10 protein-coding genes are annotated in these 12,704 nt (G+C 43.6%); all 10 read right to left on the bottom strand.

Annotated elements, in window-relative coordinates; translation table 11 throughout:
- Positions 1-66: 66 nt before the first annotated feature.
- Positions 67-726: a CDGSH iron-sulfur domain-containing protein gene (locus RI561_RS10520; RefSeq protein ID WP_395080196.1), complete on the bottom strand. Its 660-nt coding sequence runs from the start codon at positions 724-726 to the stop codon at positions 67-69.
- A gap of 215 nt (positions 727-941) precedes the next feature.
- Positions 942-2,972: a copper-translocating P-type ATPase gene (locus tag RI561_RS10515; RefSeq protein WP_395080195.1), complete on the bottom strand. Its 2,031-nt coding sequence runs from the start codon at positions 2,970-2,972 to the stop codon at positions 942-944.
- A 32-nt stretch (positions 2,973-3,004) separates the two neighbouring features.
- Complete coding sequence (locus tag RI561_RS10510; protein WP_395080194.1) at positions 3,005-3,442, bottom strand: YybH family protein; 438 nt, start codon at positions 3,440-3,442, stop codon at positions 3,005-3,007.
- A gap of 16 nt (positions 3,443-3,458) precedes the next feature.
- The gene (locus tag RI561_RS10505; RefSeq protein ID WP_395080193.1) at positions 3,459-4,532 is read right to left on the bottom strand and encodes a DUF2231 domain-containing protein; all 1,074 of its coding nucleotides are present in this window, start codon (positions 4,530-4,532) and stop codon (positions 3,459-3,461) included.
- 57 nt (positions 4,533-4,589) lie between these two features.
- Positions 4,590-4,799: an SHOCT domain-containing protein gene (locus RI561_RS10500; RefSeq protein ID WP_395080192.1), complete on the bottom strand. Its 210-nt coding sequence runs from the start codon at positions 4,797-4,799 to the stop codon at positions 4,590-4,592.
- A 65-nt stretch (positions 4,800-4,864) separates the two neighbouring features.
- Positions 4,865-5,341, bottom strand: a complete 477-nt coding sequence (locus RI561_RS10495; RefSeq protein ID WP_395080191.1) for a hypothetical protein — start codon at positions 5,339-5,341, stop codon at positions 4,865-4,867.
- Between the two features lie 106 nt (positions 5,342-5,447).
- A complete protein-coding gene (locus RI561_RS10490; protein ID WP_395080190.1) occupies positions 5,448-5,789 on the bottom strand; it encodes a P-II family nitrogen regulator in 342 nt (113 codons plus the stop codon).
- 25 nt (positions 5,790-5,814) lie between these two features.
- Positions 5,815-7,509: an efflux RND transporter periplasmic adaptor subunit gene (locus RI561_RS10485; protein WP_395080189.1), complete on the bottom strand. Its 1,695-nt coding sequence runs from the start codon at positions 7,507-7,509 to the stop codon at positions 5,815-5,817.
- Positions 7,510-7,769: 260 nt separating this feature from the next.
- Positions 7,770-9,380 (bottom strand): TolC family protein, encoded by a 1,611-nt coding sequence (locus RI561_RS10480; RefSeq protein WP_395080188.1) that lies wholly within the window; start codon positions 9,378-9,380, stop codon positions 7,770-7,772.
- The coding region (locus tag RI561_RS10475) for an efflux RND transporter permease subunit (protein ID WP_395080187.1) at positions 9,377-12,704 on the bottom strand (3,328 nt) is incomplete at its 5' end. The genes RI561_RS10480 and RI561_RS10475, both read right to left, overlap by 4 nt.

The raw sequence follows: 12,704 nt of genomic DNA, 5'->3' as shown, positions 1-12,704 counted from the left end.
TGGGAAAATGTGATAAACTGTATTCAAAAGTTAATAAATACCCGATTAACGATTAATGAAAAACCATTAAGTACTTACAAATCCAATTTTCTTATGGCTTCCATCACAAAACGGTTTGGTTTGAGAACCGCCGCATCTGCAAAAGCTCATCTTCTTACTGCAGGTCTCAGTTCCGGTTTCTTCACCAACCAGATCATAATTTCCCTGAACTAAAAAGGGAGCATTATCGAATAGCTTGATTGAAAGTTCCCCCCCCTTTCCTTCAACGGGTTCAGTGCGCAACCGCTCAACGTTGTAAGTAGTGTCTGCTTTGAAGTCGGCATCAATGTGAGAGTTATCACAGAGTGGTTTGTTCTTGGATTTTCCGCACCGGCACATGGCAACACGGGTATCTTTGAGGATAATGTTTTCATCCATATCGCGTATTACAACTTCACCATTAATGTAAATGGGACCGTCTTTTTCAATGGTAATAACATTCTGATCGGGAGCTTCTTCCTGCTCATCCTTGTTCTTTATTTCATAATGTAAAGCACCTGTGGGACATCGTTTTATCGTGTTTGTTAATTCCTCGACGGAGGCATTTTCCGGTTGAATCCAGGGTTTTTTATCGGGATCAAAAACATTGGGCAACCCATGGACACATTCCTCAGCATGGATGCATCGTTTTTGGTCCCAGGTTACTTTTACTTCTTCAGTAGTATAGCTATAAGCTTTTTCCTGCATGATGAATGAGTTGAATTGAAAGTCTATAGATTATAATGAAGGGATTGCATCAAACCAAGTAAGACACTGATTTTTTGGCTTGCTCCTTTGTGATCAACTAGCCACTATCTATTTCAAGTTGAAGTAGATAGTGAACTCGGAAAAGCTTCTACCTTTAACATCTAGATATCTGTGTACATAATTTAGAGTAAAAAACATATTCTTGGGTGAATAGATTATTCCAGTTCCAAGAATCGTGCATTAACAGCAACAATAACCGTACTCAAAGACATCAAAATAGCTCCTACAGCAGGACTTAAAATAATCCCCCAAGCAAAGAGAACACCGGCTGCAAGTGGAATGGCTCCGATATTATACCCGGAAGCCCACCAGAGGTTCTGTACCATTTTTCGGTAGGTAGATTTAGAAAGTTTGATAAGTGCAGTTACATCTTCGGGATTGTTTTTAACGAGCACGATATCTCCGGTTTCCACGGCTACATCCGAGCCGGCGCCGATGGCAATACCTACATCCGCCTGGGCCAAAGCCGGAGCATCATTCACGCCATCACCGGTCATGGCAACGAGTTTGCCTTGTCCCTGAACTTCCTTCACTTTATCAGCCTTTTCATCCGGTAGTACTTCGGCAAACACCTGATCAATGCCTAATTCACCAGCCACATAATCGGCCGTTTGTTGATTGTCGCCAGTCAGCATAATGCACTCAATGCCCATATCGTGTAGTGCATTGATGGCATTTTTTGAGGATTCTCGGATTTCATCTCCCAAGGCAATCGCTCCAATCAATTCATCTTCTAAAATCACAAACACGACTGTTTTTCCCTGTGATGAGATCTCTTCCACTTCATCTTCAGGATAATCCAACTCTTTTTCACGAATGTATCCTGGGCTGACCACTTTCACTGACTTCCCATTCACTTTCCCTTCAATTCCTTTTCCGGTGATGGAGTCAAATTCTTTCGGCTCCCAAGTTTCACCTGCTTTCTCTAAAATACCCTTAGCGAGTGGGTGTTCAGAATTTTTCTCTAATGATGCCGCGTATTTCAGGAGGTCTTCATCGGAGAATTCACCACCAAAATTCAAAATATCAGTTACTGTGAAGGTGCCTTCCGTCAGGGTACCGGTTTTGTCGAATATAATTGCATCGAGGTTTCTAGCTTGCTCAAAAGCAGACCGGTTGCGAATAAGAAAGCCATTGGTAGCAGCAATACTGGTCGACCGCGATACCACCAAGGGAATAGCCAGCCCCAAAGCGTGTGGACAGGTAATTACCATGACAGCCACGGTTCGGTTCATTGCAAAATCAAAGCTTTGCCCGGTGAAGAATACCCATGCGCCAAAGGTGATGAGTCCAGCGGTGATGGAAACGATGGTCAGCCAAAAAGCAGCCCGATTAGCTAAATCCTGGGTTCGAGACTTACTTTCCTGCGCTTCTCTTACCAGGTTAATAACCTGAGATAAGAATGAATCGTCCCCTGTTTTAGAAATTTGTATAGTAAGAGAGCCTTTTTCATTTACTGATCCACCAATTACCTCATCGTCTTTTTGTTTACTTACCGGCTTGGATTCTCCGGTAAGCATGGCTTCGTTAACGCTCGATTCCCCCTTCACTACCACACCATCTGCCGGAATTTTTTCTCCCGGTTTGATGAGGACTTTATCGCCCTTTTGCAATTCTTCCACAGAAACATCTTCAGTGGAGCCATCCTCTTTTACACGATGCGCCTCGCCCGGGATTAAAGCAGCTAACTCTTCCAGGGCGGAAGAAGCACTCATCACCGATCGCATTTCTATCCAGTGACCCAGAAGCATAATGCCAACCAGCGTTGAAAGCTCCCAATACAGCAGATCCCCTTCGAATCCAAAAACCACGGCTGTACTGTAGAGGAAGGCGATGGAAATTGCCAGACCGATCAAGGTCATCATTCCCGGTTGTTTCTTCTTGAGTTCATCCACTAAACCAGTTAGAAAAGGCCATCCCCCAAAGAAATAAACAACGGTGGAAAGTGCAGCAAGAATCCATTTATCCGCCATGAACCGCCAATCTACCCCCAGAAAATCTTGTATCATCGGTGATAGTGCCATGATGGGAATAGTTAAGGCAAGTACCCACCAAAAGCGCCATTTGAAATCTCTCACCATCTGCTTGTGGTGTTCGTGGTGGGAGTTACTTTCATGTCCATCATGATCATGGTTGTTTTCCTTTTTATGATTATGCTCCTCTTCGTTGTGATGCTGGTGGTCCATTTTACCCTCCATTTAATTAGATTGGATTTTGCCTAACGGGATGACCAATGAATAGCGGTAATCTTCCAATTATCCCCTTCTTTTCTCAATACAGCAAGCTCAAGTGAAGTCAGGTCCATTTCTCTTTCAGAATACGTTCCCTTCATAGTACTTACAGTGCTAACCCATGCGGTTGAGCCCTCAGTTGTAACTTTTTGAGTAAGGATTTCACGGTTCATAGCCGTCAGAAACTTTCCATCAGAATGAAAATGGTGGGAAAGATATTCTTCTTTCGTTTCCATGCCGCTGCTTTCCAGTATCAGGGCGTCATCAGCCAATAAATTAGTGGCGGCATCAGAATCATTTTCAACGATTGCTGTTTTAAAATCTCCCAACGCCTTCAATACATTTGACTCTGCCTGATCAGTTTGAGCCATTACTGTTCCCGATAACAAAAGGAATAAAACGGTTGTTTTTAGAAGTGATTTCATAGATATGATTTTTGAGTTAGAGTTGAATCATTTCAATTTTTGATATTAGTACTGAGCCACTTCCCTGCAGCTTTAGTCCCACATTTCCGCTCTCGGGAGCATCGCTATGGCCATGTACTTTCATCTCTCTGTTGATGTATCCCCGGAAGTGAGTCTCGTCTGCCACTACACGTACAAACAGTTGTCCATCGGCTTCATAAGTGCCTTCTTCGAAAATGGTTGTTTCTCCGTTTTGTATTCTGCCCTGACGAATAATCCCATCCGAATTCAGAGATACAAAATCGTAATTATTAGCATCCTGCAAGTGATGTATAAGTTCTATTTCTCCATCTAAATCATCCAGATTGAGGTAGTAATCAACTTGTACATTTTGGTGTGATTGATGGGTGACAAATAGGTTCGCTTGCTCGGAAGCTTGAAGTTGAAGTAGAGGGGCATCGCCAGAAGCTATGGTAGGCTTCAATGCTTGTAAAGATCCTTCCACCCAATGAAAATTAGTGATTAGATCACTGACTGAATTTGAGTTCATCTCCCAGGTCCAGTTTCCATTATCTTTAGTGACAAAGGAGGATGGAACAGTTGTAGTACTATCTGTTATTTCAGATGCAGCTGATTCTTCTTGTTGCAAAAGTTGACCGGTTCCCGCCCCATATCCAAATACCATTTTTCCACCATATTCAGCGGTTTCAAAAACCATAAATAATCCTGGTAAAACCGTTATGAAAGCAATGATCTTAAAGGCTTTCTTATCAAAAAGATCAAACCGGTGAAAGGCAATCCGTAGTATTGAATAGAGAATAAAGAACCAGAGAAGATACTGTGCCCAGTCGGCATGCTCACTGAGAACTGATTGGGCCTCTGTAGGAAGAAAAACGCTATCTGCAGCTACGGTTCCGCTATAGTAGGTGATGCCGCTAAATATTGCTCCTGTTACATATAGGATCGTGTTTTTGGATTCATCCCACCATTCATCTGGAATAAAAAGAGAAGCAAAATTTGCCAGTACGGCGGTAACTAAAAGTGCAATGGGAAAGTGCACCAGTAGAGGGTGGATGTTTGGGGCCCAATCGGGCGTAATAAATAGGTCCATGTTTGTTTATTTAAGTTTACAGTAATTGGGTGTAGGTAAATAGTGAAAGCCTACTACTTATTTCAGGTCCTTTTTTCGGTCCTCGAACTCTTCCTTGTCAATTTCGCCTTTTGCATATTTTCGCTTAAGGATTTCAAGTGGGGAAGATTTTGGTTGAGGAGGTTTTGAAAAGAAGAGAAACTTCACGATGATCGCGGTTATAGCTATTAGTAGAAACAACCAGAGAAACATCATCCAGCCTCCTCCAAAAAATTGAAATTCATGCATAGCGCTATCAATTAAAGTTTTAAAATTCGGGGATGAATATGTACTGCATCCCCTTTTTATTTTTACTAATGATGGTTCATTCCTTTATTATCGGTTGAATCTGATTTCATCTTCATTCCCGAATCCATCATTCCTCCCTGCATCATTTGCATACACATCATATGCATGTTCATCATCGATGAGTTGCCCATCATATTCATCATCTTAGAATGATCCATATTCCCATCCATCATGGATTGCATCATTTCCATGTGCTTTTTCATCCGTTCTTTCATTTGAGGATTGTTCATCATGGAGTTCATGTTTTCCATCATTTTAGAATGATCCATCTTTTGTGATTTCATCATTCTCTGCATTATTTTGGCACGCATTTCCGGGTTCTCCATCATATGATCCATCATCATGGATTGCATAGATGAGTCCTGCATCATGGTCATCATTTGCTGCCTTTTCTGCTCCATATTTTGTTGCTGAGCCACAGCAGTTACGGTCAGACCTAAACTTATTGTCAGTAACAGTACAATTGATTTTATTTTTTTCATGATCTTATGGTTTTGTTAATGATTGCTCTACTTAAAATATCATTTATCTAATGGGTTAACTTATACAATGATGATTAATACTTACCTATTATTTAGTGTAAGCCTATTATTCTATTACTTTAGCTCCCTCTTCACCATCCCTGATTCTAATCATATTCTCAATAGGTATGACAAATATAATTCCATCTCCGCGGGAACCTGTTGAAGCAGTTTGTTGAATGATCTCAATAATAGAATTGAAGTCTTCCTCTACCGCTGCTATTTCGATTTTCACGACTTTGGAGTGCATCGCCGGGAATTGCAAAGAGCCATGGGCATGGTCAGGATCGGTATATTGACCAGCTCCTTCTCCTCTGAAAACCGTTATGCAACAATGGCCTTCAGAACGTAGCGCTTTATACACTTCTTCAAGCAGCATGGGGCGTATGTATGCTTTTACTAATTTCATGATACCTCCGTTATTGATTTATACATTAATTCATCTGCTCTACTGTTTCTCCACAGTTATGCATCTGAGATCCATAAAATGGGTTTTCAATATTTTCTTTGTCACTTATCCAGGCACTTCCACCATCATACATAGGGCAGTATTGTTTGAACAGTGTTCCTTCATATCCTTCCTCCTCAACCCGACTGATCAGTATTTCAGAAATTGATTTAAATTCAGCTCTCAACTCCTCAATGTCACTGAAGTTGTCTGCTGTAAACATGGTGATGTGTTCTTTTGCGGAATCAAAATTATCGTTAGACAAGGCTTCCCGAAGTTGCAAGTATTTGGGAACCAATACTTCAAGGTCTTCCTCCATTTGATGTTCGGAGTGATCTTCCATTGGCTCCATATCGGAATTGTTTATTTCATCTTCATCCTTTTCCATTTCACCGTGGTCATGTGCTCCGCGGTTGGCTCCTGAACCGGGTTCGGGGTTCATCATGCTGAGTTTATCGCTGAGCTGTGCTGCTGCATCAACTTTAAAAGTTCCGTTTGTTACTACGTGTTCTCCGGCTTTTAACCCTGATTCAATAACATACTCGTTCCCGGCTCTTTTGCCCAATGTTACTACCCTTGCCTCAAAAGCCGGCTTTTCACTTTGCGAAACATCCACAAAAACAATAGAGCGTATTCCCGTCCACATTACAGCTGATCGCGGTAGCAACAGTTTTTCTGTTTGGGATGAACCGGATGAGATTACACCTTCCGCAAACATGCCGGGCTTCATGCTGTTATTGGGGTTATCTGCAGTTATGCGAACCTCCACCGTTCGGGAATTTTCATCTAAAAAAGGCTGAATAAAGCTGACATCCCCGGTGAATATCTGCCCGGGAACAGAACTCACCGTAAATTCGACTTTATCCCCATTACTCAAGTTACTGACTGTAGATTCATAAGCGTCAAATTCAACCCAAACCTTAGAAAGGTCAGCGATGCGATAAAGCATGGATCCTTCTTGTACATGATCTTCCCTCGAAATATTAATCTGTGAAACATAGCCGGAAACAGGGGAAAAGAAATCGAGCTCTTGCATCACTTCTTTGGATCTTTCAATCTGATCAATGGTTTCTTCCGGGAACTCCCAAAGTAAAAGTTTACGTCGTGCCGACTCATATAAACGAGGATTTTGCTCTTTGAACCTGGCCGTTTCCAAAAGCTCACGCTGAGCAGTAATAAGCTCCGGTGAATAAATAGATGCTAATTTTTGTCCTTTCCTCACATAATCGCCGGTGTAATCAACATATAGCTCTCGAACCCGGCCCGGGAAATGGGCGGTTACATTCGACACAAGGTTCTGATTCACAGCTACTTTGCCGGGTAAACGGGTTTCTGTTACCGGAATGCCGGTCCTGACCGGTGTAGTTTCGATTTCAGCCAATGCTAATGCTGCTTGAGAAAACTGCACAGCATTAGGACTTATCGATTCAGAATCATTGTCATTGAGATTGTCAGCAGGAATGAGCTCCATCCCACAAATGGGACAATTTCCCGGTTCGCTTTCTCTGACTTGGGGGTGCATGCTGCAGGTGTAAACCACATTACCTTCTTCATCGGTATGCGTTTCTGCAATATGTTCTTCAAGCGATTGAGTCTCGGACGTTCCTCCAAAGAACAGATAGCCGAGAAAGAGTCCGCCCAAAAGGATTCCGGAGTAAATAAGTATGTTTTTAGTTTTCATGATGTCTGATGATTAGTGGTGAATTTTTTTAAAGTCTTTCGTTGAGGAGAGATCAACCAATGTGGCTGTTCTCCCGAGAATTCGGGATGATAGGTGTTGGTGCAAAAGGCAATTCTGTTCATTCTCAAACTCACATGCCTCCAAAGCCAACACCCTTCGTCTTGCTCCGCATTCGCTACGCAATCCACCTCCCTCAAGGGAGGACTTTCTTACAAGCCCATTCAAAATTCTTTGGTGAATATTCAATATTTGGTATTCCATTACAGCTCCTGACTAACATTATGCTCACCGGATAAATATCGGATATACGCTTTTGCTTTATGCTGCTCAGTTTTTGCTTGAATGCGTTTGAGTTGGTATTCCAGTTGTTTTCGCTGCATTCGCAGGATCTCCTCGAATTCAGAACTGTCGGAAGAATAGGCATCCATCATAATATTGATAGCTTGTGTGATCCGCTGAATTTGCTTTTCGTTGTAGAGTTTGAATCTGCGTTGTGCGTCTTTATAATCCCTAAGGGAGGTATCTAACTCGGTTTGCAGAGAATTTTCACGGGATGAGATTTGATATTGAACATCTTGAATGTTTCGTTCAGCCTGCTGCACTTTTGCATTATTCTTTTTCCCGAAGATGGGTACTCTTAAACCGGCCATCACCATAAGTGCATCCTCACCGCTGTTAGTTATGTTTGGCATATCAGTCTCACCGGTGAAAATGTAATCCACTCCTAGTTTGATGCCCGGTCTATTCTGTTTTTGAGCCAGTGATTTCATTACCTCAGATGAAGCCTCTTGATATCGAAGGCGGTTTAAATTTGGGTTTTGATGTTCAATTTGAGCCATTAGATCCTCTCGGGATTTGATGTCAGTTTCTCCCAAAGAATCCGGTAATGTGATTTTGGTTCCTTCATTTCGGTTCAGCAACTCATTCATCTTCTGAAGTAAGACGTTCCGATTATCCTTTAGCAACTCGATCTGAATGTTGAGACCCTCCTCTTCAATTTGGGCTCGAAGTACATCTACTTGCGTGGCGCGATCGGTTTCGTATCGTGCCAGACTCAGCTCAACTAACGAATTTAGGATGGCTCGGTTTTCTTCAGCTATGCGAATGCTTTCATGTAGTTCGTAGAGTTGCAATAGAGTTTGTTCTACTTGCAGAAATATGCGATTTCGGCTTTCCTGAAAAGATTCAAACTTCGCTTTTGCCCGAAGATCAGAAACGGAACGTTGATCCTGCAAAGAGCCAAACCAAGGCAGCATTTGTGAAACAGAGATCCTTCCTTGCTGAGGACCTACTCTTGTTTCAATGGGTTTGATGAAATAAGAGAATGAAACTTCGGGATCGGGCAAGGTTCCCACAATGGGACTTTCTTCCAGAGCCGATAAATACTGCTGGTATTTTGCTTTAAGCCCGGGGTTATTTTCGGCGGCCTCCTGTTGGTATTGGGTGATCGTTTGGGCGGATGTTGTGTAAGACAACAGGAGTAGTATCACCATCGCTATTAACCGCAGAGGTTTCGCAAAGTTCGCTGAGGACTTCTTCTCCACGTTCAATGTTGGATTTTCTTCCTGCTCGTTCTCAACCTTCCCGAATGCTCGGGAGGAATACCTGCCGGAACCTCTGGTTCCAGTTGGGGTGATGCGAACTTGGTTGCCCTTAGGGTCCTCTCTCTGGATTATAGCGGAGCTAAATCCGGTCTCTCTCCAAAGAGAGATAGGGTACTTGCCAAGACCAACCTTTTTAATTCGAATTAAACTTTTTGAATTTGGCCAGAACCTGTGTCTCCCGGGGAGGGACAGAAAAATTAGTTGGTTTGATTTTTCAGGGAGGTTCGTCAGAATGCCCGTCTTCATTTTATTAGTTAGATTTTTCATGACATTTCTCGTTTCATTTTAAATTCTTTCCACATGTAATAAAGCACTGGGATCACTAACAGGGTAATGACCTGCAAAAACATCCCGCCCACACTGGGGATAGCCATGGGTACCATGATATCTGCACCGCGACCGGTAGAGGTTAGAACAGGTAACAACGCCAGGATGGTAGTTGCCGTTGTCATCAGCGTCGGACGGATTCTTCGGGTACTTGCTTCAATTACAACTTCTCTCAATTCTTTAGATGTTGTCGGTTTGATTCGTTCGAAAAGCTGATCAAGATAGGTGGCCATGACTACACCTCCATCTGCAGCAATTCCAAATAAAGCGATGAAACCCACCCACACGGCCACACTCAAATTCACGGTTCCCATTTGGAAGAGGTCGCGCATGTTTTGGCCAAATACATCAAAGTTCAGGAACCAGCCCTGACCGTACAGCCACACTAGCAGAAATCCACCCGCCCAGGCTACAAAAATACTGCTGAAAATCATGGTGGTGGTACTCACCGAGCGGAATTGGAAATACATAATCAGGAAAATGATGACCAGCGCAATGGGCAAAATGACACTCAGTCGTTTTTCCGCCCGGACCTGATTCTCATAATTACCGGCAAATTCAAAATTGATACCGGCAGGAATGGTGAGATTACCTGAATCCACATTATCCTGAATTTCGCGCCGGGCATTTTCTACCACTTCCACTTCGGCATAGCCATCCACCTTATCAAAAATCACGTAGCCCACCAAGAAGGTATCTTCACTTTTGATAGCCTGTGGTCCCTGTCGGTATTTGATTTCGGCAAGTTGTTCTAAGGGAACCTCAGTTCCATCTTTGGTTGGCACTAAAAGTTCACCCAAAGCCTCGGGATTACCTCTCAACTCGCGTGCAAATCGAACCCGAATGGGATAACGCTCGCGACCCTCAACCGAGGTAGATACGGCCATTCCACCCACCCCCACCGACATAAACCGTTGCGCATCCTGAACGGAAAGTCCGTAACGAGCAAGGTGCTGTCGGTTCCAGTCCACTTCCAGGTATGGTTTTCCGACAATACGCTCGGCAAAAACCGAGGAACTTTTAACGCCCTCTGCTTCACGCAACACCTCTTCAAGCTCCAGTCCAAAGTTCTCAATTTCCCGTAAGTCATTTCCTTTTATTTTCACGCCCATGGGAGCTCGCATCCCGGATTGCAACATCACCAGACGCGTTTCAATGGGCTGAAGTTTAGGAGCCGAGGTGGTTCCGGGGATTCGGGAAACAGAAACAATTTCATCCCAAATATCATCCGGCGAGTGAATATGATCGCGCCATTGACGGTAATATTCGCCATCCTCATCCGGGATCAGCTCACCGGTTTCATCTTCTACAAAATTACCAGATTCATCTACATGATATCGAATTCGCCGACCGTTTTCATCGGTTTTGTATTCGGTTTTGTAAAGGATCACATTCTCGAACATGGAAACCGGGGCAGGATCTAACGCTGATTCAGTTCGTCCCATTTTACCAACTACCATCTCCACTTCGGGAATGGCATTTACGGCAATATCAATTTTACGCATCACATCCTCGGCCTCTTCCACCCCGGCATGCGGCATAGTGGTTGGCATCAGTAGGAAGGCACCTTCATCGAGTGCAGGCATGAATTCTTTGCCCAGTCCGGGGAATGTTTCGGAGGCAGAAGACCATGCAGAAGTTTCACGGACATCTACTCCTATCAAATCAAAACTGTTAGCGAAAAAACCAAAAGTAGTGGCAAATCCCAGCCAAATCATGATTCCAAAAACAACAAATGCAGAAGGGATAGTGAGAAAGGTTTTCTTATGATCAAGACACCAGCCAATGATGGGTTGGTAATATTTGATAATGAGCCAAAAGGCTGTCAAAATTAGGGCAATCAACATTAAAATAAAAAACAGGTTTCCGGCAAAAGAGACCGATGGGCCGAATGGCAGCCAGTATACCGTCAAGAGCCAGGTTACAATTATGATGGAAAGCGCATTATTCAAAAACGGAATTCGATTTCGATACCCTTCATCTAAAAAGAATCCTGCACCATTAATCAGTCCAAACCCTAAAATCAGAAACCCACCCCAGCTGGAGATGGTGAATATGGTAATCAATCCACAGATCACCAATAATCCGTTCCAGCTCAGTTTTAATTTTCTATTGTTGATCTTCAGTCCGAAGAACCAATGAGCAAAGGGAGGAATCAGCGTGATAGTCATGATAATGGAGGCAATCAGTGCGAAGGTCTTCGTGTAGGCCAGTGGCTTAAAGAGTTTTCCTTCAGCAGCAATCATCGTAAAGACAGGGAGAAAGCTAACAATCGTGGTAGTGATGGCGGTCAATACGGCTCCGGCTACTTCCACCGTAGCGTTGTAAATGACTTCCAGTAAGGATTCATTTTCGTCCATTTCCTCCATATGCCGAAGCATGTTTTCGGAAAGGATCACCCCCATATCCACTATGGTCCCAATAGCAATGGCGATCCCCGAAAGCGCTACGATGTTGGCATCCACCCCAAAGTATTTCATGGCAATGAAGGTCATTAGTACAGCAATGGGCAGCATGGTGGAGATCAAAACTGAGGTTCGAAGGTTCATCACCATAATGATGATGACTATAATGGTAATCAGGATTTGGAGGGATAGTGCTTCTTCCAGTGTCCCCAGCGTTTCGGAAATTAATGTGGAGCGGTCGTAAAAGGGTATTATGGTAACTTTAGATTCGGTTCCGTCATCCAGTATTTTTGAAGGAAGTCCGGTTGAAATCTCTTCGATCTGAGCTTTTACATTATCGATGACCTGCTGAGGATTTGCTCCCTGCCTAGCAACAACCACACCACCCACAGCTTCTGCTCCGGCTTTATCCAGCGCTCCTCTTCGTGGGGCCGGGCCCATACTCACAAAACCCACATCCTGAATGCGAATGGGCGTATTATCCACCACTTTCACCACAGCTGATTCCAGATCTTCCAGGCTTTCAATGTAACCAAGACCACGCACAAGGTATTCCGCGTTGTTCATTTCGATGGTTCGTGCGCCTGTTTCGGCATTGGCTTTTCGCACTGCGTCTATTACCTGTGAAAGAGTGACCTCATAGGTTTTTAGTTTATTGGGGTCAATATCGACTTGGTACTCCTTCACATATCCCCCGATGGAAGCGACCTCAGCGACACCCTGTGCCCCGGAAAGTCCGTATTTCACATAAAAATCCTGGAGGGAACGCAACTCTTGGGGATCCCATCCACCTGCGGGATTCCCATTTTCATCCCGGCTTTCCAGCGTATACCAGAAAATCTGACCCAGTGCAGTGGCA

Source organism: Gracilimonas sp., from assembly GCF_031581265.1.
Taxonomy (GTDB): Bacteria; Bacteroidota; Rhodothermia; order Balneolales; family Balneolaceae; genus Gracilimonas.
The sequence above is the reverse complement of the archived record's forward strand: the minus strand, read 5'-3'. Positions and strand labels throughout refer to the sequence as shown.